This window comes from Pseudomonas sp. Tun-23181 (assembly GCF_057415455.1).
Genome location: NZ_CM171630.1, coordinates 485,666 through 506,697, shown reverse-complemented (window position 1 = coordinate 506,697; position 21,032 = coordinate 485,666). Strand labels below are relative to the sequence as shown.

The 21,032-nt window shown below is 50.6% G+C and carries 27 protein-coding genes and 3 pseudogenes; 7 read left to right on the top strand and 23 right to left on the bottom strand.

The window, feature by feature from the left end:
- Nucleotides 1-26: 26 nt before the first annotated feature.
- Together ACDI39_RS02790 and ACDI39_RS02785 are read right to left on the bottom strand one after the other, a co-directional pair.
- Complete coding sequence (locus ACDI39_RS02790) at nt 27-824, bottom strand: OXA-48 family carbapenem-hydrolyzing class D beta-lactamase OXA-204 (RefSeq protein WP_032495449.1); 798 nt, start codon at nt 822-824, stop codon at nt 27-29.
- A 253-nt stretch (nt 825-1,077) separates the two neighbouring features.
- A pseudogene (locus tag ACDI39_RS02785) lies at nt 1,078-1,416 on the bottom strand (transposase); the annotation flags it as partial.
- A gap of 76 nt (nt 1,417-1,492) precedes the next feature.
- Between ACDI39_RS02785 and ACDI39_RS02780 the strand changes: the two are divergent.
- Nucleotides 1,493-2,416 carry an IS5-like element IS903B family transposase gene (locus tag ACDI39_RS02780; protein WP_001118619.1) on the top strand — a complete coding sequence of 308 codons (924 nt, stop codon included), beginning with the start codon at nt 1,493-1,495 and terminating at the stop codon, nt 2,414-2,416.
- A gap of 57 nt (nt 2,417-2,473) precedes the next feature.
- On the opposite strand, the pseudogene ACDI39_RS02775 reads toward ACDI39_RS02780, so the two are convergent.
- Together ACDI39_RS02775 and ACDI39_RS02770 are read right to left on the bottom strand one after the other, a co-directional pair.
- Nucleotides 2,474-3,406: pseudogene (locus ACDI39_RS02775) on the bottom strand (IS1380-like element ISEcp1 family transposase); the annotation flags it as partial.
- Between the two features lie 152 nt (nt 3,407-3,558).
- Entirely contained in the window at nt 3,559-4,053 is a 495-nt protein-coding gene (locus ACDI39_RS02770) for a DUF1643 domain-containing protein (protein ID WP_117027706.1), read from the bottom strand.
- Nucleotides 4,054-4,176: 123 nt separating this feature from the next.
- On the opposite strand from ACDI39_RS02770, the gene ACDI39_RS02765 reads away from it, so the two are divergent.
- On the top strand, nt 4,177-4,512 hold the full coding sequence (locus ACDI39_RS02765) for a hypothetical protein (protein ID WP_000683476.1): 336 nt from the start codon (nt 4,177-4,179) through the stop codon (nt 4,510-4,512).
- A 14-nt stretch (nt 4,513-4,526) separates the two neighbouring features.
- On the opposite strand, the gene ACDI39_RS02760 is transcribed toward ACDI39_RS02765, so the two are convergent.
- From ACDI39_RS02760 to ACDI39_RS02745, 4 genes are all read right to left on the bottom strand, one after another.
- Nucleotides 4,527-4,997: a hypothetical protein gene (locus ACDI39_RS02760; RefSeq protein WP_001281821.1), complete on the bottom strand. Its 471-nt coding sequence runs from the start codon at nt 4,995-4,997 to the stop codon at nt 4,527-4,529.
- Nucleotides 4,990-5,361 carry a hypothetical protein gene (locus tag ACDI39_RS02755; RefSeq protein ID WP_000516916.1) on the bottom strand — a complete coding sequence of 124 codons (372 nt, stop codon included), beginning with the start codon at nt 5,359-5,361 and terminating at the stop codon, nt 4,990-4,992. Before ACDI39_RS02755 ends, ACDI39_RS02760 begins: the two co-directional genes overlap by 8 nt.
- Before the next feature lie 10 nt (nt 5,362-5,371).
- Nucleotides 5,372-5,566 carry a hypothetical protein gene (locus ACDI39_RS02750; RefSeq protein ID WP_000343597.1) on the bottom strand — a complete coding sequence of 65 codons (195 nt, stop codon included), beginning with the start codon at nt 5,564-5,566 and terminating at the stop codon, nt 5,372-5,374.
- A gap of 340 nt (nt 5,567-5,906) precedes the next feature.
- Nucleotides 5,907-6,455, bottom strand: coding sequence for a transcriptional regulator (locus ACDI39_RS02745; protein WP_001061574.1), 549 nt, complete (start codon nt 6,453-6,455; stop codon nt 5,907-5,909).
- 162 nt (nt 6,456-6,617) lie between these two features.
- Between ACDI39_RS02745 and ACDI39_RS02740 the strand changes: the two genes are divergently transcribed.
- Together ACDI39_RS02740 and ACDI39_RS02735 are read left to right on the top strand one after the other, a co-directional pair.
- On the top strand, nt 6,618-6,968 hold the full coding sequence (locus tag ACDI39_RS02740) for a type II toxin-antitoxin system RelE/ParE family toxin (RefSeq protein WP_000270043.1): 351 nt from the start codon (nt 6,618-6,620) through the stop codon (nt 6,966-6,968).
- A 4-nt stretch (nt 6,969-6,972) separates the two neighbouring features.
- Nucleotides 6,973-7,275 carry an XRE family transcriptional regulator gene (locus tag ACDI39_RS02735; protein ID WP_000124640.1) on the top strand — a complete coding sequence of 101 codons (303 nt, stop codon included), beginning with the start codon at nt 6,973-6,975 and terminating at the stop codon, nt 7,273-7,275.
- 26 nt (nt 7,276-7,301) lie between these two features.
- Here ACDI39_RS02735 and ACDI39_RS02730 read toward each other — a convergent pair whose 3' ends face one another.
- The 5 genes from ACDI39_RS02730 to ACDI39_RS02710 all read right to left on the bottom strand — a co-directional run bounded on the left by ACDI39_RS02730 (nt 7,302) and on the right by ACDI39_RS02710 (nt 10,389).
- The gene (locus ACDI39_RS02730) at nt 7,302-7,595 is read right to left on the bottom strand and encodes a chromosome segregation protein ParM (protein WP_001239997.1); all 294 of its coding nucleotides are present in this window, start codon (nt 7,593-7,595) and stop codon (nt 7,302-7,304) included.
- 87 nt (nt 7,596-7,682) lie between these two features.
- Nucleotides 7,683-7,955 (bottom strand): HU family DNA-binding protein, encoded by a 273-nt coding sequence (locus ACDI39_RS02725; RefSeq protein WP_001043047.1) that lies wholly within the window; start codon nt 7,953-7,955, stop codon nt 7,683-7,685.
- Nucleotides 7,956-8,012: 57 nt separating this feature from the next.
- On the bottom strand, nt 8,013-8,609 hold the full coding sequence (locus tag ACDI39_RS02720; RefSeq protein WP_000809130.1) for a thermonuclease family protein: 597 nt from the start codon (nt 8,607-8,609) through the stop codon (nt 8,013-8,015).
- Between the two features lie 161 nt (nt 8,610-8,770).
- The gene (locus ACDI39_RS02715) at nt 8,771-9,628 is read right to left on the bottom strand and encodes a hypothetical protein (RefSeq protein ID WP_432806119.1); all 858 of its coding nucleotides are present in this window, start codon (nt 9,626-9,628) and stop codon (nt 8,771-8,773) included.
- A gap of 56 nt (nt 9,629-9,684) precedes the next feature.
- A complete protein-coding gene (locus ACDI39_RS02710) occupies nt 9,685-10,389 on the bottom strand; it encodes an IS6-like element IS26 family transposase (RefSeq protein ID WP_001067855.1) in 705 nt (234 codons plus the stop codon).
- A gap of 64 nt (nt 10,390-10,453) precedes the next feature.
- Here ACDI39_RS02710 and ACDI39_RS02705 point away from each other — a divergent pair.
- Nucleotides 10,454-10,690: pseudogene (locus ACDI39_RS02705) on the top strand (ATP-binding protein); the annotation flags it as partial.
- A gap of 175 nt (nt 10,691-10,865) precedes the next feature.
- Here the strand turns inward: ACDI39_RS02705 and ACDI39_RS02700 are convergent.
- The 3 genes from ACDI39_RS02700 to ACDI39_RS02690 form a co-directional block, all read right to left on the bottom strand.
- Nucleotides 10,866-11,366 carry a GNAT family N-acetyltransferase gene (locus ACDI39_RS02700; RefSeq protein ID WP_000376623.1) on the bottom strand — a complete coding sequence of 167 codons (501 nt, stop codon included), beginning with the start codon at nt 11,364-11,366 and terminating at the stop codon, nt 10,866-10,868.
- A gap of 127 nt (nt 11,367-11,493) precedes the next feature.
- On the bottom strand, nt 11,494-12,333 hold the full coding sequence (sul1, locus tag ACDI39_RS02695) for a sulfonamide-resistant dihydropteroate synthase Sul1 (protein WP_000259031.1): 840 nt from the start codon (nt 12,331-12,333) through the stop codon (nt 11,494-11,496).
- A complete protein-coding gene (locus ACDI39_RS02690) occupies nt 12,327-12,662 on the bottom strand; it encodes a DMT family transporter (RefSeq protein WP_052238321.1) in 336 nt (111 codons plus the stop codon). The genes sul1 (ACDI39_RS02695) and ACDI39_RS02690 overlap by 7 nt, the downstream gene beginning before the upstream one ends.
- Between ACDI39_RS02690 and hypA the strand changes: the two genes are divergently transcribed.
- The gene (gene hypA / locus ACDI39_RS02685) at nt 12,555-12,920 is read left to right on the top strand and encodes a hydrogenase maturation nickel metallochaperone HypA (RefSeq protein WP_025999322.1); all 366 of its coding nucleotides are present in this window, start codon (nt 12,555-12,557) and stop codon (nt 12,918-12,920) included. The two genes, ACDI39_RS02690 and hypA, sit on opposite strands and share 108 nt — an antisense overlap.
- 3 nt (nt 12,921-12,923) lie before the next feature.
- On the opposite strand, the gene ampR is transcribed toward hypA, so the two are convergent.
- Nucleotides 12,924-13,799, bottom strand: a complete 876-nt coding sequence (gene ampR, locus ACDI39_RS02680; RefSeq protein WP_004193231.1) for a LysR family transcriptional regulator AmpR — start codon at nt 13,797-13,799, stop codon at nt 12,924-12,926.
- 110 nt (nt 13,800-13,909) lie between these two features.
- On the opposite strand from ampR, the gene ACDI39_RS02675 reads away from it, so the two are divergent.
- Nucleotides 13,910-15,049 carry an extended-spectrum class C beta-lactamase DHA-1 gene (locus ACDI39_RS02675; protein ID WP_004236386.1) on the top strand — a complete coding sequence of 380 codons (1,140 nt, stop codon included), beginning with the start codon at nt 13,910-13,912 and terminating at the stop codon, nt 15,047-15,049.
- Nucleotides 15,050-15,451: 402 nt separating this feature from the next.
- Here ACDI39_RS02675 and ACDI39_RS02670 read toward each other — a convergent pair whose 3' ends face one another.
- From ACDI39_RS02670 to ACDI39_RS02645, 6 genes are all read right to left on the bottom strand, one after another.
- A complete protein-coding gene (locus ACDI39_RS02670; RefSeq protein WP_000050481.1) occupies nt 15,452-16,993 on the bottom strand; it encodes an IS91-like element ISCR1 family transposase in 1,542 nt (513 codons plus the stop codon).
- A gap of 404 nt (nt 16,994-17,397) precedes the next feature.
- Nucleotides 17,398-18,237, bottom strand: coding sequence for a sulfonamide-resistant dihydropteroate synthase Sul1 (gene sul1, locus ACDI39_RS02665; RefSeq protein ID WP_000259031.1), 840 nt, complete (start codon nt 18,235-18,237; stop codon nt 17,398-17,400).
- Nucleotides 18,231-18,578, bottom strand: a complete 348-nt coding sequence (locus ACDI39_RS02660; protein ID WP_000679427.1) for a quaternary ammonium compound efflux SMR transporter QacE delta 1 — start codon at nt 18,576-18,578, stop codon at nt 18,231-18,233. The genes sul1 (ACDI39_RS02665) and ACDI39_RS02660 overlap by 7 nt, the downstream gene beginning before the upstream one ends.
- 222 nt (nt 18,579-18,800) lie before the next feature.
- Nucleotides 18,801-19,253, bottom strand: coding sequence for an NAD(+)--rifampin ADP-ribosyltransferase Arr-3 (locus ACDI39_RS02655; RefSeq protein ID WP_001749986.1), 453 nt, complete (start codon nt 19,251-19,253; stop codon nt 18,801-18,803).
- A gap of 84 nt (nt 19,254-19,337) precedes the next feature.
- Complete coding sequence (locus tag ACDI39_RS02650) at nt 19,338-19,970, bottom strand: type B-3 chloramphenicol O-acetyltransferase CatB3 (RefSeq protein WP_000186237.1); 633 nt, start codon at nt 19,968-19,970, stop codon at nt 19,338-19,340.
- Nucleotides 19,971-20,107: 137 nt separating this feature from the next.
- Nucleotides 20,108-20,938, bottom strand: a complete 831-nt coding sequence (locus ACDI39_RS02645) for an oxacillin-hydrolyzing class D beta-lactamase OXA-1 (RefSeq protein WP_001334766.1) — start codon at nt 20,936-20,938, stop codon at nt 20,108-20,110.
- Between the last annotated feature and the right edge of the window lie 94 nt (nt 20,939-21,032).

Genomic DNA, 21,032 nt, shown 5'->3' with positions numbered 1-21,032 from the left:
TTCACACAAATACGCGCTAACCACTTCTAGGGAATAATTTTTTCCTGTTTGAGCACTTCTTTTGTGATGGCTTGGCGCAGCCCTAAACCATCCGATGTGGGCATATCCATATTCATCGCAAAAAACCACACATTATCATCCAGTTCAACCCAACCGACCCACCAGCCAATCTTAGGTTCGATTCTAGTCGAGTATCCCGTTTTAGCCCGAATAATATAGTCGCCATTGGCTTCGGTCAGCATGGCTTGTTTGACAATACGCTGGCTGCGCTCCGATACGTGTAACTTATTGTGATACAGCTTTCTTAAAAAGCTGATTTGCTCAGTGGCCGAAATTCGAATACCACCATCGAGCCAGAAACTGTCTACATTGCCCGAAATGTCCTCATTACCATAATCGAAAGCATGTAGCATCTTGCTCATACGTGCCTCGCCAATTTGGCGGGCAAATTCTTGATAAACAGGCACAACTGAATATTTCATCGCGGTGATTAGATTATGATCGCGATTCCAAGTGGCGATATCGCGCCGATGTCCATCCCACTTAAAGACTTGGTGTTCATCCTTAACCACGCCCAAATCGAGGGCGATCAAGCTATTGGGAATTTTAAAGGTAGATGCGGGTAAAAATGCTTGGTTCGCCCGTTTAAGATTATTGGTAAATCCTTGCTGCTTATTCTCATTCCAGAGCACAACTACGCCCTGTGATTTATGTTCAGTAAAGTGAGCATTCCAACTTTTGTTTTCTTGCCATTCCTTTGCTACCGCAGGCATTCCGATAATCGATGCCACCAAAAACACAGCCGATAAGGCTAATACACGCATAACGTCCCCTTGCTTAATGCAATATATCCATACAAATTAAGTGCTACCTAAATTCCACGTGTGTTTTTTATTAGCTTCAAAAATCACTATTTCACGAAGAATTTAGACTGCTTCTCACACATTGTAACATTATTTACAACCACCTTTCAATCATTTTTGATAAATCATTGATTTCATCTTTGCTGCAATGATACTTAATAAACTCTGCAAGTTATCCACAGAGCAACACTCAATTTTATTGATGATATTCTTATTATACCAGACATTTTTCATACACTCCCTTGTACGGATAGTTTTCCGACAACTTCATGATTACATATCTTGCGGTTTTGATTATTTTTGCTGCAAGAAATACATACTTCAAACGAAAGGTCTTTATTTGCTGTCTGTATTCTGAAGAGTCCAAGGAATCAAACTTGAACAACAAAAATAGGTTATATGAAAGCATCATCATTTGAAACACGGCTTCATTCGCCCAAAATGACTTTAGCAAGAGATGACCCACCGCCATGTCGTATTTGGCTTCTTTGATATAGTTTTCAGCATTACCACGCTTTTCATAGTATATAACTACTTTTTCAGAAAGCAAGGGGCTTTGTTGAATAAATCGAACTTTTGCTGAGTTGAAGGATCAGATCACGTATCTTCCCGACAACGCAGACCGTTCCGTGGCAAAGCAAAAGTTCAAAATCACCAACTGGCCCACCTACAATAAAGCCCTCATCAACCGTGGCTCCATAACTTTCTGGCTGGATGATGAAGCTATTCAGGCCTGGTATGAGTCAGCAACACCTTCTTCACGAGGCAGACCTCAGCGCTATTCTGACCTTGCCATCACGACTGTGCTGGTCATTAAACGCGTATTCAGGCTGACCCTGCGGGCTGCGCAGGGCTTTATTGATTCCATTTTTTCTCTGATGAACGTTCCGCTACGCTGCCCGGATTACAGCTGTGTCAGCAGGCGGGCAAAGTCGGTTAATGTCAGTTTCAAAACGCCCACCCGGGGTGAAATCGCACACCTGGTAATTGATTCCACCGGGCTGAAGGTCTTCGGTGAAGGCGAGTGGAAAGTCAAAAAGCATGGCCAGGAACGCCGCCGTATCTGGCGTAAGCTGCATCTCGCCGTTGACAGTAAAACACATGAAATCATCTGCGCTGACCTGTCGCTGAACAACGTTACGGACTCAGAGGCCTTCCCCGGGTTAATCCGGCAAACCCACCGGAAAATCAGGTCAGCCGCCGCCGATGGCGCTTACGATACCCGGCTATGTCACGATGAACTGCGGCGTAAGAAAATCAGCGCGCTTATCCCTCCCCGAAAAGGTGCGGGTTACTGGCCCGGTGAATATGCAGACCGTAACCGTGCAGTGGCTAATCAGCGAATGACCGGGAGTAATGCGCGGTGGAAATGGACAACAGATTACAATCGTCGCTCGATAGCGGAAACGGCGATGTACCGGGTAAAACAGCTGTTCGGGGGTTCACTGACGCTGCGTGACTACGATGGTCAGGTTGCGGAGGCTATGGCCCTGGTACGAGCGCTGAACAAAATGACGAAAGCAGGTATGCCTGAAAGCGTGCGTATTGCCTGAAAACACAACCCGCTACGGGGGAGACTTACCCGAAATCTGATTTATTCAACAAAGCCAAAGCAAGGTAGTATTTGTTACAAAGAAAAAGTAGTCGTATTCGGAACCTTCTAAAAGTGATAATTGTGCTCTTTCTTTTTCTGGTTTCAGTACGCGAGATACGACAAATCTTCTGTCTTTTTCCCATTTAACTAATTTTGTATACAGTTCTGTAGTTTCTCTACCTTCTTCTCCTTTAACGAATACAATTGATGAATTCGTTGCTTGTGAGGTGAGTGTAGAATAACTTTTGGCTTTAATTAAATATTTGCATCCAAGAGATTCTATCGTTTCGATAATTTTTTCATCAAAGTAGCCACTATCCATTCGAAATAAAATTTCTAAATCGTCTGATTTGATGTTAGCAACAATTTCTTTGATCATTTCCGCAGCACCGTTTGCAGTGTAAGTATTGCCACTTCTTACAAATCCGGTAACATATGCTTTTAATTCGTCGCAAAATGCAAATTGGATATTGTAGCATCGGTTTCCCAGTTTCTTAGGATTATATCCTTTTGACGCACCTTCTTGATGACCTTCTACGTTAATTACACTACTATCAATATCAATCGTAATGGATGTCAATTTACTTTTAGTGAGCAGTTTTTTAAAGACTTTAAAATTAATGTCTCTAAACATTTGGGTTGTCTTGAAGTTGAAGTTTCCTAGAAACCGTGACACTGTTTCAGGTTCTTTTACGGAAATATCAAACTCGTTGACGAGGGGATCATTTTGAAGTAGCTTTAGACGTTCTAACTTATCAATGCCAATGAAGTGACCGCAGAGCATGGTCTTTATATGATTCATCTTGATTTTATTTGTTGAGTCATTATCAAATACGAGGTCATTTTCAATAAAATCAAAAATCCCATTGCTTTTTGCATTCTCAAGGAGCAGAAAAAGACCTGCATTTGATGTTAGATTCTTAGCTTTGAAATCAATTTTATTAATCATAATTAGAACCCCTTTTTACTACTTTTCTTACTATTATTTTACCATATATCGAGTCATAAAAGCTGATAATTTAACATATTTTTGAGCACTTTTCTTTCACCCAATGGGTGAAAGCTGAATTTCGAAGGAATGCATATTTATCAAGGCTTTGATTATGCTTTTTGAAGTACTGACGTAGAATCTAGGTATTTTCCTCCCCAGGGCACAAGTTTTGTCGAATATCCAAGCATTAGTGGGTGCTTCGGGTCCCCCGAACCAGTCACGCCAAATGCCAATACCGGCTTCCCAGATGCAACGAGCTGCTCTAAAAGCCTGTCCAAATGAACATGCAAAGACTTAGGCAGCTTAGTTCGGCTCCCCCAGCAGGGCACCAAGACATCAGCATCCCGAATAATCCTTTCCAAGTGGATTTCATTTTCAGGCCCGACAGGATCAACCGCCGTAGCCAGCTCTCGAACGTCGGTCGCCCGAAAAGCAAAAGCATTACCGACTATGAATCGCCTCCCTCCGTTGACCTTGGTAAACCCTATCCACTTTCTGACCGTGTGATCGTCCTCGGTGGCCGTGGCCGTAGAGCCGTTTACACCAAAATAACCGAACACAAGGCCTTCGGGTTGCACATCCCTTTCCAGACGGTATCTGTACATGCCGCACTTGCTGATAATTGCACTCAAAGTGTCACCTCTTTTTGAATGAAAAATGCCCTTTCACAGTTGCATTTTTTAATGCTGTGATAGGATAAAAGTGTAAGTTGAAAAGGAGAGATGACCATGAAACATGTACTGAATATCGCGCTGATGGCTGTTGTTATTCTTGGCCTGGCTATGCTTGAGGCCACCAACTGGGGTTACGCAGTGCTGGCTATCCCGGCAGTGATTTGGGCCAAGTCGGTGCTCAACCTTCTGCACAAACTGCCGGTTCTGGCTGCTGCTTTTTGGATTCTGGTTGCTGTTTTCGCGTGGCAAGCGGCACTTGTTGGTATCCTGTTCTATGGCGTACTTGCGACCCCTAAAGCGCCAGCAAACACCAATGGCAAGAAAAGCCGAAAAGCCAATCTGATGGGCACTTACAGCTACGACTTTAAAACCGGCGAATGCTTTAGCTAAGACTGGCTCCACGGTTATTTCTCCTCAGCCTTCCTGATGGGCGCTCTCAGCGCTCTCAGGACAGCTTCTTCAAGAGCTGCGGCCCCTGCCCTATCACGTCGCTTTGTTAATGCCCCATATTGCTTCCTGATGGGTAGCATCAGCTCTTCGAGTTCATTGCGCTTCCTATCGTCGGCTTCAAGTTTCTCGCTTCGCGCCAAGGCTTCGGCTTGCTCGCTTTTTGCTTGCCACTCTATCTTGTCGCCTTGCACTTCCCATGCTTTAACGTAATGAGCATCATCCAGACCTTTTGCTCCGTTGTCCGAAAACGAGGCCCCTGAGTAAATGCCACCGACAACCCAGCGCCTTTTGCTTTTTCCCTTTGAGAAATACATCTCACGGCCTAAAACACCATCGCGCAAAGTGGCTACCGAGATAAATAGCCCAGCGTCCCCTTTCCTAAAGCCGCAGAACACAAACTCAAGCGGTTCGTATAAATCACTCATGCTGATCACTCCGAAGAACAGACAAGACCTTCTCAGCTCGCTCCTGGAGGTCTATGAGTTCGGCAGCATCATTACCGCTCAATGACATGTCCCCGCCATAGAGGCGATACTCAACGCTGTCCATCGCCTGGCGAAGCAATCCTAGAAGAGCATTCACGTTTGCCGGTGTTGATAGGGCGACGGCTTCACCTTTCAGCTCACGTCCATTAAATTCCGACCACTCGGCTATGCCTGTCAGTTCGCAACAATTTGAGCAGGACATACTGGCAACATTCTGGGGATCGTCTGGACAGTGTTCATTGATGACAAAGTTCATCTCGTCACTGCCGCACTTTCCACAAATGATGTGTACTTTTTTGCCCATGCTGCTGCCCTTAGTGGAGAGTCTGCTCTTCCACAACAATCATCCCGTCAACCAAGCTGATTGTGGCGGGACCGCAGTTACCCAGCACCTCAGCTTTGACTCCGTTGTTCAACGCGACATAAAGCCGTCTCGCCCCGTTGGTGACGCGGATGCCTTTCTGGTCGAGTTGTTCAAGCATTTCTTCGTAGGTAATTTTTTCGTCCATCAGTTCTCCTCAGCAAGGATCTCGTCGATGAGGTTCTTTGCTATCAATCTGGCATCCAAAGGGACAGCCAGGCTGTCAATTCTGCCTCTTTCATGGGCAACAATGAGTTGCGCCTTCCAAGCTATCCCGGAAAGAGAAGCATCAGGTTCTTTACCTGAGCTTCTCATACATCTTGCGTTTCGGTACGCCGCCAGCCACTCAGGTCTGGTTGAGTTATAACGCCCAAGGCCAGCTTTTCGTTGGAAGCACATTCATCGCGCACCTTTACAGATTCATTTTATGATACTGTAAACAATAAAAAGACACCTTGCAAGACTTTCACATGTGAAAGTTTTCTGGTTTACATCTGCTCGCTTGGATCAAACCCCAAAGCCTTGCACACGTCATCCAGGTCATCGAGCGTGAAGAATCCCAGCGTCAGTTCCCCGGAGCGCTTCGCGGGGTTATAGCGAACTTTGATAGGCCTACCCGTAGCATCGCTCATCAGGGTCTCCAGGCGCTTAATGTCTGCATCCCTGTCCACTTCTTTGCCCTTCGCTATCGCCTCAAATTTATGAACCGGTGTCCTGGTATGCAGGAGATCCCTCAGGAGCTTTTCTCTCTTGCTGAAAGGTAACTTAGCCACGGCCCTCACATGCCCCAGGGTGATCTTGCGTGGATTTCTGAGCCAGAGTGTTAGCTCTTCCTCCGATAGCGTACCGGCGCGTTTCAGGTGTGTAACCGTATAGACCTTCTCAATACCCAGATCCTCTCTGATCTGACTGTTTGAACGCCCCTCTCCGCTTAGGAACGCGACCACATAGGCCTTTTCTGCATCAGTCATGCCTGGATGCTGGTGGTAGTAGTCAATGGCTTCTCTTGCATCGAGCAGTAGGGGTAGGTTGTTCATTCAGGACACCTTTTAGTCACATGACTATATCGAGGCTTATTCTACCCCCTATTTTAGTCACATGACTACTTACTGACATTTCGGCCCCCATCGCCGCCGATTTTTCTTGATTATAGGTTTGAATCTATATAGGATTGCACCTATATTAAGTAAGGAGAAATCATGTGGGTCATCGAGACAACCGACACCTTTGATGAGTGGTTCGATGCTCTGGATGATACCGATAGAGCAAACGTGCTGGCTTCGATGATGGTGCTGCGAGATAGAGGCCCCATGCTGTCGAGGCCATACGCGGATACTGTTAACGGTTCATCCTACAGCAACATGAAAGAGCTTCGGGTCCAAAGCAAAGGAGATCCTATCAGAGCGTTCTTTGCGTTCGATCCAAAGCGTAAGGGGATTCTTCTCTGCGCCGGTAACAAGACCGGGGACGAGAAAAGGTTTTATGAAGTAATGATCCCAATTGCAGACCGTGAGTTTGCGGCGCACTTGGATAAATTGAAGAAGGAGTGACGTTATGGCAAGAACTCTTGACCAAATGCTGGCAACAGAAAAGCCTGAGGTTGTTGCCAAAGCACAGAAAGCGGCCACTGAGATGTTACTGAACATCCACTTGGCAGAGCTTCGTGATCGCATGAACCTTACCCAGGGGGAAATTGCTGCATCTCTGGGTGTGAGACAGCCGACAGTCTCCGAGATGGAAAAACCTGGACGAGATCTCAAGCTGTCGTCCATTAAGCGGTACGTTGAGGCCTCCGGTGGCAAGCTACGCCTCGATGTTGAACTTCCGGACGGCACCCACTACGGCTTTGCCGTTTAACTCGATACGCCCCGTTATGGGGCGTATTACTTCTCTTGCTCTTCTTCCAGCCGTTTTCGGTATATCTCTCCTGCACGTTCCCTGCCATCGTCGGTCAGCCTAAAGGCCAGCTTTAGAGAAGCATTCCGGTACTTGTTCAACAGGCCGTTCTCCACCAGCGTGTGGCATGACGTTCGGAAGTTCGTTCCATGAATACCGCTCTGGCGAGCTGAATTGATCATCTCCAGTATTTTTACACCTGGTACAGGCTCGGCTTTTCCACCGGCCTCAATTGCGTATAGAATGAACAAAACGTCTTTTTGAGTTGACGACAATCTCATCCCTTCCCCTTATTCATGTCTGATATGAATAAGGCTCCCACGAAGGAGCCTTATGTAAACCTTATTCATGTGTCACATGATTAAGATCTAGTTCACGGAGTCTTTCAACCCCTTACCAGCTTTGAACCCAGGAATGTTGGCCGCCGCGATCTGGATGTTCTCTCCAGTCTGGGGATTCCGCCCGGTTCGCGCTGCGCGTTCCTTAACGTGGAAAGTACCAAACCCAGTGAGCGCTACTGTCCCACCCGCTTTAAGCTCCTCTGTCACTGAGTTGATCAGCGCATTTACCGCAGCTTCGGCCTTTGCTTTGCTAATGTCAGCGTCTTCGGCCACTTTCATAATCAGTTCACTTTTGTTCATCGTTATTCCTGTTTGTTTTCTTGGTTACTGTTTACACCTGCATACTCTGGGGTGTGGTTAGTGCTTTCTTCGCCACTCCCAAGGGGGAGTTCTCTCCGATTCCGGTAATGCCCAGAGACCTCGCTTATCGGCTTTGGCTTCGGCCTCCAGCTTGAACAGCTCCGGTGTTTTGGCGTACTGCCGGTACACCCACGCACTCCCAGAACGGACCATTTCGGCATTGACCCATTTGCCATCGACATAAAGGTTGGCGACCAGACGGCCATAACGGTCTTTGTCGATTTGCTCGACTTTAATCATTCGACCAAACACCAGATCGGACAACGCCTGTTTCGCCTTTGAGCCGTAGGGTTGTTTCTTCTCTGGGGTGTCGATTTCCGCCAGCCTTACCCGGTACTGGATTTTGCCGCTCCGGCAATCTTTCCCGGAGTCACAGCTTTGTTCAGTCAGGACCTTGACCGTATCACCGTCAGACACCCCCACAACCTTCGCAGTAAAGGTTTCTGCCCATACCTGAGGGGCCACCACCAGCATGGCTACCAGGAACGCTGAAACCCCCGTATTTTTCACAAAACCTAACCTCATAATCACTCCATCCAAATTACTTTTTTTTCCCAGCCGGTAGAGCCTTGGCCCAACAGAGCCTTGTTTCATCCACCTTGCTGTCTACGATTCGACAGGCATCCCAGTTAAGAGATGACCAGTGAGCAATGGCAGAGGCCAACCAGTACCACGGTGCCGTAAACACCGGCTGGCCCCCTTCCTTCGTTTTAAATACCTGGTATCGCATGTTGATCCTCCTGTTTGGGTGAGGCTTAGGCCTCGTAATAGAAATTTTTTGTGTCCGGATAGGGTTTAAAGCAATGAGCCGTGGCTCTCCCCAGGGAAAGCACTGAAGCCTCAGCTTCCGGCGCTTCCTCAGTGTCTTCACGAAATTCCCCGCCAAGTTGCTTCACCCATTCGGCAGCGAGCTGCACACCTTCATCAAAGGGAACTTTGTTCTTTTGAAGCACATCCAGATAGGAAAGCAGCAAGCAGTGAGGCGTAATGACGGCGGTGTTCCAATCGGTTGCGAGCCGTGTTTCGTCCATATCTGCATACCAGGCATCAACCTGATGTTTCAATCCGATCTCGGCCATCATGCCGTGCTTACCGGCGACCTTTCTGCCTTCCTCTACCACATCAACCGGGGCGTCCCAGTAGAGGACTCCCCCGTCCGCTTCTTGGGTCGCACAGGTTGCACCTTGCGGCCAATGCCTCCGTTCCATAACGAGCTCGCAGAGCGTTTGGTTGCCTACAGGAGCCTTGTAGTCCTCATCGAGATTCACCACGATGGTTTCCGGCTCCTGTTCAACCGGTGGCAGGTATCTGGCGACCAGAGGCATTGTCAAAATCACAGCCCCATCCATGTGAAAGGATGTTGGAGCCTTCACTATTCGGTCCATTACCCAGCACCAAGCATGAAGCAACCGATCCTCTACCTTGTCGTCAGCCTCAATCTCTTGAACGAACTGGTTGAAACGAACCTGACTATCCAGAAACAGGCCTGAGCTCTGACACTTATCGCTGATCGTATGAATGAGCTCCGCCTGCTCCAGAAGCATTTCTCGGGTGACTTCCTCCACATCACCAAATGCGTCAAACAACTTTGTCATGTAGTCACGAATTTGCATGTTCGGCACTGTTGCAAAGTTAGCGATGAGGCAGCCTTTTGTCTTATTCAAAGGCCTTACATTTCAAAAACTCTGCTTACCAGGCGCATTTCGCCCAGGGGATCACCATAATAAAATGCTGAGGCCTGGCCTTTGCGTAGTGCACGCATCACCTCAATACCTTTGATGGTGGCGTAAGCCGTCTTCATGGATTTAAATCCCAGCGTGGCGCCGATTATCCGTTTCAGTTTGCCATGATCGCATTCAATCACGTTGTTCCGGTACTTAATCTGTCGGTGTTCAACGTCAGACGGGCACCGGCCTTCGCGTTTGAGCAGAGCAAGCGCGCGACCATAGGCGGGCGCTTTATCCGTGTTGATGAATCGCGGGATCTGCCACTTCTTCACGTTGTTGAGGATTTTACCCAGAAACCGGTATGCAGCTTTGCTGTTACGACGGGAGGAGAGATAAAAATCGACAGTGCGGCCCCGGCTGTCGACGGCCCGGTACAGATACGCCCAGCGGCCATTGACCTTCACGTAGGTTTCATCCATGTGCCACGGGCAAAGATCGGAAGGGTTACGCCAGTACCAGCGCAGCCGTTTTTCCATTTCAGGCGCATAACGCTGAACCCAGCGGTAAATCGTGGAGTGATCGACATTCACTCCGCGTTCAGCCAGCATCTCCTGCAGCTCACGGTAACTGATGCCGTATTTGCAGTACCAGCGTACGGCCCACAGAATGATGTCACGCTGAAAATGCCGGCCTTTGAATGGGTTCATGTGCAGCTCCATCAGCAAAAGGGGATGATAAGTTTATCACCACCGACTATTTGCAACAGTGCCGTTTCACCTGCTCTCAAAGCTGTACGAAAAAACCAGCGTGATACTGACCACCAACTTGAGCTTCTCGGAATGGAGCCGAGTGTTTGGCGATGAAAAGATGACAACAGCGTTGTTGGACCGACTAACCCACCACTGCCACATCCTGGAAACCGGCAATGAAAGTTACCGCTTCAAACACAGTTCAACTCAGAATAAGCAGGAGGAAAAACAGACCCGCAAACTGAAAATCGAGACATAATTCTGACAACAAGGGGTGGGTCAAAATTCAATGCAAATCCCGGGTCAAATTTGGGTGCAAATCAACAGATATCGACAACCTCTCGCGCAACCAAGACATCGCGGTCGGACTGCAAGTGATCTTGAAGCCACGGGCCCGTCCCACCCCGACATGGACCTCGATGCCCGAACGGACGTTAGATTTCGAGTTCTAGGCGTTCTGCGATGAAGGTTGGATCCCAGCCGGGATTGAAAGTGTCGACGTGGGTGAATCCGAGCCGCTCGTATAGGCCACGCAGGTTCGGGTGGCAGTCGAGCCGCAGCTTGGCGCACCCCTGCGTTCGCGCGGCATGGCGGCAAGCCTCGATCAGCGCGGAGCTGACACCCCGGCCCGCATGTGTCCGTCGCACCGCGAGCTTGTGCAGATATGCGGCCTCCCCCTTGAGGGCGTCGGGCCAGAACTCGGGATCCTCGGCCGACAAGGTGCAACAGCCGACGATGCCGTCGCTGCAACTCGCGACTAGGAGCTCGGATCTCAGGACGAAGGTCTCCGCGAATGTCCGGTCGATCCGCGCGACGTCCCAGGCGGGCGTTCCCTTGGCGGACATCCACGCCGCAGCGTCGTGCATCAGCCGCACAACCTCGTCGATATCACCCGAGCAGGCGACCCGAACGTTCGGAGGCTCCTCGCTGTCCATTCGCTCCCCTGGCGCGGTATGAACCGCCGCCTCATAGTGCAGTTTGATCCTGACGAGCCCAGCATGTCTGCGCCCACCTTCGCGGAACCTGACCAGGGTCCGCTAGCGGGCGGCCGGAAGGTGAATGCTAGGCATGATCTAACCCTCGGTCTCTGGCGTCGCGACTGCGAAATTTCGCGAGGGTTTCCGAGAAGGTGATTGCGCTTCGCAGATCTCCAGGCGCGTGGGTGCGGACGTAGTCAGCGCCATTGCCGATCGCGTGAAGTTCCGCCGCAAGGCTCGCTGGACCCAGATCCTTTACAGGAAGGCCAACGGTGGCGCCCAAGAAGGATTTCCGCGACACCGAGACCAATAGCGGAAGCCCCAACGCCGACTTCAGCTTTTGAAGGTTCGACAGCACGTGCAGCGATGTTTCCGGTGCGGGGCTCAAGAAAAATCCCATCCCCGGATCGAGGATGAGCCGGTCGGCAGCGACCCCGCTCCGTCGCAAGGCGGAAACCCGCGCCTCGAAGAACCGCACAATCTCGTCGAGCGCGTCTTCGGGTCGAAGGTGACCGGTGCGGGTGGCGATGCCATCCCGCTGCGCTGAGTGCATAACCACCAGCCTGCAGTCCGCCTCAGCAATATCGGGATAGAGCGCAGGGTCAGGAAATCCTTGGATATCGTTCAGGTAGCCCACGCCGCGCTTGAGCGCATAGCGCTGGGTTTCCGGTTGGAAGCTGTCGATTGAAACACGGTGCATCTGATCGGACAGGGCGTCTAAGAGCGGCGCAATACGTCTGATCTCATCGGCCGGCGATACAGGCCTCGCGTCCGGATGGCTGGCGGCCGGTCCGACATCCACGACGTCTGATCCGACTCGCAGCATTTCGATCGCCGCGGTGACAGCGCCGGCGGGGTCTAGCCGCCGGCTCTCATCGAAGAAGGAGTCCTCGGTGAGATTCAGAATGCCGAACACCGTCACCATGGCGTCGGCCTCCGCAGCGACTTCCACGATGGGGATCGGGCGAGCAAAAAGGCAGCAATTATGAGCCCCATACCTACAAAGCCCCACGCATCAAGCTTTTGCCCATGAAGCAACCAGGCAATGGCTGTAATTATGACGACGCCGAGTCCCGACCAGACTGCATAAGCAACACCGACAGGGATGGATTTCAGAACCAGAGAAAGAAAATAAAATGCGATGCCATAACCGATTATGACAACGGCGGAAGGGGCAAGCTTAGTAAAGCCCTCGGTGCGGCGGACATTATCCGCGAACAGGCTGAACAGCACGGCATTGCGCGGGTAACGGATGTCTGGCTGGAAGTCGGCGCACTGGCGGATGTTGAGGAGAGTGCACTGCATTTCTGTTTTGATATCGCCTGCCGTGATACCGTGGCGCAGGGCTGCACACTGCATATTGATGTTATCCCGGCACAGGCATGGTGCTGGGATTGCAGCCGTGAGGCCGAAATCATGCAGCACGCCGGATGCTGTCCGCACTGCGGCAGTGAACGGCTGCGCATCAGTGAAGGTGATGATTTGCGGGTAAAAAGCCTGGAAGGTGAGTGAGTTTTACGCCGCCGCCGTATTCAGCAGCCAGCGGGCGAATTGCTGCATGGCCGGGGTTTCCGTACGGGACTGTAACCGCGTCAGCCAGTAGCCGCCGAGGGTGATTTCTGCGGCAAACGGCTGTACCAGTGCGCCTGACTGTAACAGGCGGCTGAACATACATACCGGTGCGATCGCTACCCCGGCACCCAGTTGTGCCGCCTCGGCCATGGCCAGTGAGGTATCGAACACCATTACCGGCTGTGACGGGGAAGGCGGTGTGCCGCCCGCACAATCCAGCCAGCGGCTCCATTCATCCCGGCGGAATGAGCGCAGCAGGGTAAAGCGGTGAACATCATCCGGCTGCTGTAACTGTTCTGCAATGGCCGGTGAGCACAGCGGAGCGTGTGGTGCACTGAAAATCAGTTCCGCATCTGACTCATGCCACGCGCCGTTACCGAAACGGATCGTATAATCATGCCCTTCCGCCGCCGGGTCCACATGATTGTTATGGGTGGAGATATGCAGATCAATATGCGGATGGCTGTCATAGAATCCGGCCAGACGCGGCAGCAGCCAGCCTGCGGCAAATGTTCCCACCGCACCGACTTTCACCCGCTCACGGAACTGCCCGTGAGAAAAACACTCCAGAGTATCCGCAATCCGGTCAAACGCCTCATTGAGCACCGGCAGTAATCCCTCACCTTCATGGGTCAGCACCAGCCCGCGCGAGACGCGGGTAAACAGCACACAGCCGAGTTGTTCTTCCAGCGCCCTGACCTGCTGGCTGACGGCGGCATGGGTGACATTCAGCTCAATCGCCGCGCGGGTAAAACTGAGATGACGGGCGGCGGCCTCAAAGGCGCGCAGCGGGTTAAGGGGGAGATAACGTCTGACCATAATCCACCTGTAAGTTTTTCTTTAGGCTCTTGTTATAAATAACCGTTTGTTCTGTCCGGTGAATCTGACGATACTTGCCGCCGTTACTCACACACGGAAGGTTAATTCTGATGAAAAAATCGTTATCTGCAACACTGATTTCCGCTCTGCTGGCGTTTTCCGCCCCGGGGTTTTCTGCCGCTGATAATGTCGCGGCGGTGGTGGACAGCACCATTAAACCGCTGATGGCACAGCAGGATATTCCCGGGATGGCGGTTGCCGTCTCCGTAAAGGGTAAGCCCTATTATTTCAATTATGGTTTTGCCGATATTCAGGCAAAACAGCCGGTCACTGAAAATACACTATTTGAGCTCGGATCTGTAAGTAAAACTTTCACAGGTGTGCTGGGTGCGGTTTCTGTGGCGAAAAAAGAGATGGCGCTGAATGATCCGGCGGCAAAATACCAGCCGGAGCTGGCTCTGCCGCAGTGGAAGGGGATCACATTGCTGGATCTGGCTACCTATACCGCAGGCGGACTGCCGTTACAGGTGCCGGATGCGGTAAAAAGCCGTGCGGATCTGCTGAATTTCTATCAGCAGTGGCAGCCGTCCCGGAAACCGGGCGATATGCGTCTGTATGCAAACAGCAGTATCGGCCTGTTTGGTGCTCTGACCGCAAACGCGGCGGGGATGCCGTATGAGCAGTTGCTGACTGCACGGATCCTGGCACCGCTGGGGTTATCTCACACCTTTATTACTGTGCCGGAAAGTGCGCAAAGCCAGTATGCGTACGGTTATAAAAACAAAAAACCGGTCCGCGTGTCGCCGGGACAGCTTGATGCGGAATCTTACGGCGTGAAATCCGCCTCAAAAGATATGCTGCGCTGGGCGGAAATGAATATGGAGCCGTCACGGGCCGGTAATGCGGATCTGGAAATGGCAATGTATCTCGCCCAGACCCGCTACTATAAAACCGCCGCGATTAACCAGGGGCTGGGCTGGGAAATGTATGACTGGCCGCAGCAGAAAGATATGATCATTAACGGTGTGACCAACGAGGTCGCATTGCAGCCGCATCCGGTAACAGACAACCAGGTTCAGCCGTATAACCGTGCTTCCTGGGTGCATAAAACGGGCGCAACAACTGGTTTCGGCGCCTATGTCGCCTTTATTCCGGAAAAACAGGTGGCGATTGTGATTCTGGCGAATAAAAACTACCCGAATACCGAAAGAGTCAAAGCTGCACAGGCTATTTTGAGTGCACTGGAATAATTTTTTTCCTGAACAGGCCCCTGCGGATACGCCGGGGCCGTAATTTAAGATTATTCCTTATGCAATAATTTGCTTTATGGGCTGTTTTATGGAGGATGAGAGTATCGGGCACTGACAGCTTCCGGCTGAACCGGATTTCACTGTGTGCTGCGGCAAACTGATGTCAGTCTGGGTATAGGAAGTATAAACCACCTTTTTGCTCCTCATCCGAAGTATCTTACCTGAAATTCCCTCACTCGTTTACCGCTCAAGCCCCAATTTTAACTGCCGGTCCAGCCTAAACCGCTCTAATAAGGTTCGATTTGGCGGTAAAATCTCTAGCCTGATAGCTCGAGAGATACAAACTGCCCCACCGCCCCGTTTAAAAGTTGGCAGTGTTGAGCAGTGTTGGATTTGGGGTCGTCAGTCAAAGAGACGACTCTGTGATGGATCGAACAGGCTGGGAGTCAGTGGCGGCGCTCGTTCTGGTGGCAGCTCACGCTGCTTGGCGGCATTCGCCTTGGCTGTTTTCTGTTTCAGATGCTTGAGAATCTGCTCAATGACCTTCGGATCTTCGATGCTGGCAATCACTTTGACGTGACCGCCGCAGTGTTCGCAGACTTCAATATCAATATTGAAGACTCGCTTGAGGCGTTGCATCCAGGTCATGGCGCGGTGGCGCTCTGCAGGACTCTTGTCACGCCAGTTAGTATCGAGACCTTCCGATTTGTCGGGCTTCTTGCCCCGCTTGGCGGGTGTTACTTGAACTCGGTGTTTGCTGTTCGGTGCAAAGACGCCGTGGAAGCGTGTGAGGTTGACTCGCGGCTTAGGTACCAACGCAGCGAGTTTGGCGATGAAGTCCAGCGGCTCGAAGATCACATGGGTGGTGCCATTGCGGTACGGAGTTTTGAGCTCGTAACGCACCTGCCCATTGGCGGTTAATGCCAGACGTTTTTCTGAAACCGCTGGCCGACTAATGTAGCGACACAAGCGCTCAAGCTTATCCCGCTGATGCGCTTCGGCCATCACACCGGCGTGTAGCGAGAAACCAGCATGGTTGGCTACTCGACTGCTTGAGTCGGCTTTATCCTCACGCCCTGGCAAGGTTTGCAGGGTGAAGACTTTGCGCCCTTGCTGGGGGCCGACGGCAATGCGATACGTAACCGAAGCACCATGTAATTGAGTCAGCGTATCGTCTTCGCCCTCTTCCAGTGTCAACCACGTATTCTCGGCATCACGCTCCAAAATCCCACGCTTTTCCATGCAGCGAGCGATGCGATGGCTGAGGGTGTGAGCGAGCGTATTCAGCTCATCGTAAGTGGGTGCCTTGACACGATGGAAGCGTTGCTTGCCATAGTCATCTTCGGCATAGACACCATCGAGAAACAGCATGTGGTAGTGGACATTGAGATTTAGCGCGGAGCCAAAGCGTTGGATAAGAGTCACTGAGCCAGTTTGTGCAGAGGCTTTGGTGTAACCGGCTTTTTTGATCAGATGAGTTGAGAGTGTACGATAGACGATACTCAAGACCTGGCCCATCAGCTGGGGATGGCGAGCCAGCAAAAAGCGTAGCTGGAAAGGAAAGCTGAGCACCCACTGGCGAATGGGCTCCTTGGGGAAGACTTCGTCTATCAGCAGCGCCGCACTCTCGGCCATCCGGCGGGCACCGCAGCTAGGGCAAAAGCCGCGTCGTTTACAGCTGAAGGCGACCAGACGCTCGTGATGACAATCCTCGCAGCGAACCCGCATGAAACCATACTCCAGACGGCCACATTGGAGGAGGTCGTTGAATTCTTGTTGGATGTAGCGAGGCAGGTGTTGACCTTGGGCTTCGAGTGAGGCTTTGAAGGCTGGGTAGTGCTGCTCAACCAGCTGGTAGAGCAGCGTCTGGTCGGGTTGGTGGCGTTCGTAACCGTTTGTTTGAGTGGGCGATTGACTCGCCGTGGCGTTCCTTGCCAGCGACATGGGTATCCTCCGCTGATACTGTGGTTATGTACAGTATCAGCGGCTTGCGTTCAGACGTCCAGTCTGGCCCTAGACATCGCTAAATGCTTAACCCGCAATAGCCCTCACGAGTTGTTATCAGCCACTACCGGTTGAGCGAGAAGGTTTTGGGTTCAGGGTGCTATTGCTCCACCAATCACAATACTGAAGCCCCAACTGTTATCAGTTGGGGCTTTTTCTTGTCTGTTTGCGGCGGTTGCGTTTTATCGGTAGTCGTCGAGCTCTGCACCATCCCACATAAGAGCTTAACGGTGCGATCTTCAACGCCATCACACAAAACTTTCTTTTTCACGCACAGTCAACTTATTGGATGTTTTATTAACAACCCAAAAGGAGATATTTAGCGGGCGGCCGGAAGGTGAATGCTAGGCATGATCTAACCCTCGGTCTCTGGCGTCGCGACTGCGAAATTTCGCGAGGGTTTCCGAGAAGGTGATTGCGCTTCGCAGATCTCCAGGCGCGTGGGTGCGGACGTAGTCAGCGCCATTGCCGATCGCGTGAAGTTCCGCCGCAAGGCTCGCTGGACCCAGATCCTTTACAGGAAGGCCAACGGTGGCGCCCAAGAAGGATTTCCGCGACACCGAGACCAATAGCGGAAGCCCCAACGCCGACTTCAGCTTTTGAAGGTTCGACAGCACGTGCAGCGATGTTTCCGGTGCGGGGCTCAAGAAAAATCCCATCCCCGGATCGAGGATGAGCCGGTCGGCAGCGACCCCGCTCCGTCGCAAGGCGGAAACCCGCGCCTCGAAGAACCGCACAATCTCGTCGAGCGCGTCTTCGGGTCGAAGGTGACCGGTGCGGGTGGCGATGCCATCCCGCTGCGCTGAGTGCATAACCACCAGCCTGCAGTCCGCCTCAGCAATATCGGGATAGAGCGCAGGGTCAGGAAATCCTTGGATATCGTTCAGGTAGCCCACGCCGCGCTTGAGCGCATAGCGCTGGGTTTCCGGTTGGAAGCTGTCGATTGAAACACGGTGCATCTGATCGGACAGGGCGTCTAAGAGCGGCGCAATACGTCTGATCTCATCGGCCGGCGATACAGGCCTCGCGTCCGGATGGCTGGCGGCCGGTCCGACATCCACGACGTCTGATCCGACTCGCAGCATTTCGATCGCCGCGGTGACAGCGCCGGCGGGGTCTAGCCGCCGGCTCTCATCGAAGAAGGAGTCCTCGGTGAGATTCAGAATGCCGAACACCGTCACCATGGCGTCGGCCTCCGCAGCGACTTCCACGATGGGGATCGGGCGAGCAAAAAGGCAGCAATTATGAGCCCCATACCTACAAAGCCCCACGCATCAAGCTTTTGCCCATGAAGCAACCAGGCAATGGCTGTAATTATGACGACGCCGAGTCCCGACCAGACTGCATAAGCAACACCGACAGGGATGGATTTCAGAACCAGAGAAAGAAAATAAAATGCGATGCCATAACCGATTATGACAACGGCGGAAGGGGCAAGCTTAGTAAAGCCCTCGCTAGATTTTAATGCGGATGTTGCGATTACTTCGCCAACTATTGCGATAACAAGAAAAAGCCAGCCTTTCATGATATATCTCCCAATTTGTGTAGGGCTTATTATGCACGCTTAAAAATAATAAAAGCAGACTTGACCTGATAGTTTGGCTGTGAGCAATTATGTGCTTAGTGCATCTAACGCCGCCATAAACGGCGACAGGGTGGCGCGCCTATTGCGCATAAAATGGCGAAGCCATGCGCAACAGGCGCGGAATCTCTGGCGTCCGGTTTGATGGCTTTGTTATGCAAAGGACTAGTCTTCAATGACGTGTAAACCACGGCGCTTTAAGTCCTCCAACGAATCCAACATTCCCCTTATTAATTCAACAGGATGCCCCTCCCAGTCTTCAACAACGCCAACAATTCTCAAGGGTTCGCAGGTTCTATAGGACTGTGTTGGATTACCGGGAAATCTTTTGTTCGTAAGATTCGGATCGTCTTCGAACGGTCCTGTTGGCTCAACTATGTATATGTAGCCGCGACCCTCGAGGCCAGACAGTGACATAGCAAGTTCAGCTCCCCAAACTGCTGGCTCCATCAAGGCTGAAAAGTAGATGTGCTTAAGAATACGACCGTCCTCGAAATGAGAGATGAACCCTGTGGTTAGCAAGTCACCAATCGCCAAATTGGCTTTGGTTCCATGATAGAACGGTCCTTGCACCTGCTTGTAATTATCATGAGAGATGGGAATCCAATCTTTTACCATTTTAAGACCCTTAATTGTTGGGATTTGGCTGCATAACGCCTGAAATAAGCCGTGCCGCGAAGCGGCATCGGCTTGATTGAATTGTTAGACGGCAAACTCGAGCCAATACTTGTGCAGGCCAACAATATTAGACGAGCACAGCATGGGCATTGCCGCTTTGATCTTCTCCAGTGACCAATTCCACCACTCCATCTCCAGAAGCAATGAAATTTCCTCATCGGTGAAGCGTTTCTTAATCTTCTTAGCGGGATTGCCGCCAACGATAGCGTAAGGCTCCACATCTTTTGTCACCAACGAGCGGCTGCCTATCACCGCACCGTGCCCGATCTTGATTCCGGGCATGACCATTGCCTCAGAGCCGATCCAAACGTCATTGCCAATGACAGTATTACCTGCTTTTTGGAAGGCATCGAGTGCGCTTGAGAATGCAGGTTCTTCCTGCATATAAAAGAACGGGAAAGATGATGCCCAGTCGTACCGATGCCCCTGATTGCCAGCCATGATAAAGGAAGCCCCACTCCCGATAGAGCAGAAACTACCGATGATCAACTTATCAACGTCATCACGGTCCGGAAACAGATACCGTGCGCAGTCATCGAATGAGTGCCCATGATAGTAGCCAGAGTAATAGCTGTACCGCCCAACTTTGATATTGGGGTTCTTCACTTGCTCAGAAAGCAGCTTGCCTTTGAAGGGGCTATCAAAGTAGTTGGTCATAAGAGATCCCGCGGTCTGTGACTTTGCCGTCTAACGTTTGAAATAAGGGGCGCCGAGCGCCAGCGAGGGGAGCCAAAAGCTTGCTTTTGGCCGTCCCGACTTGATTGAAGGGTTGGGCGATTTTGCCATTAGATTTTTTATAAATTTAGTGTGTTTAGAATGGTGATCGCATTTTTCTTGGCTTTTATGCTTGATGTTAAATTCGACCCCAAGTTTCCTGTAAGTGCGGACACAAAAACATATTTATGTCCTGATTTGCTTATAATAAACCCTTCAAACCATCCGTTTTGTAAGGTTCTATTTGCTGTGAATCCTGCACCAGTTTTCCCATACAGTTTTGTACTATTATCCAGATCTTGTAGATACATGTTCTCTATGGTGTTTTCTATGGCTGAGTTTTTAACTGGGAGATTGTGATTAATAATTTTACGCAGGAATTGAATTTGTTCTTCTGGTGAAATTTTTAAGCTACTTTCGAGCCATGCTTCTGTTAATCCGTTGTTTCTTTCTTTATCTCCAGAGAAGTCTTGATTTCCATAATCAAAATCTTTGAGATAATTCTTGATTTTATTTAATCCAATTTTTTGGGTTATTTCTTGCGAAACCCAAACAACAGAAAATTGCATCCACGTCTTTGGTGTATGATTGCTGTTCCAGATCTCCATTCCTTTGGGGGTTTTATCCCATTTGAATATGGTTTTCTGATCTATTATTTCCGCATCAAATGCCATAAGTGATAATGCGATCTTGAAAGTTGAATCTGGTGCCATTTGCGTTGCACACTTTGCTTTATTGAATTGAGCAATTTCAGCGTTTGTGGATGCATCGTAAAGTAAAAAACAACCTTCAGTTCCTTCAAATAATGGAGATGCAACAGTAGAGATATCTGTTGATGCACTGGCGCTGCTGTAGATAATATTTGCAATTATTAAAAAAATAGCGAAGTTGATATGTATTGTGTTTTTCATAATAAGTATTGGTTTGGTAAAGGGCTTAATTTTAACGGCTAACAATTAATGAGGCTCCGGGTTCGCCCAACGTTTGACATGAGGGGCGGCCAAG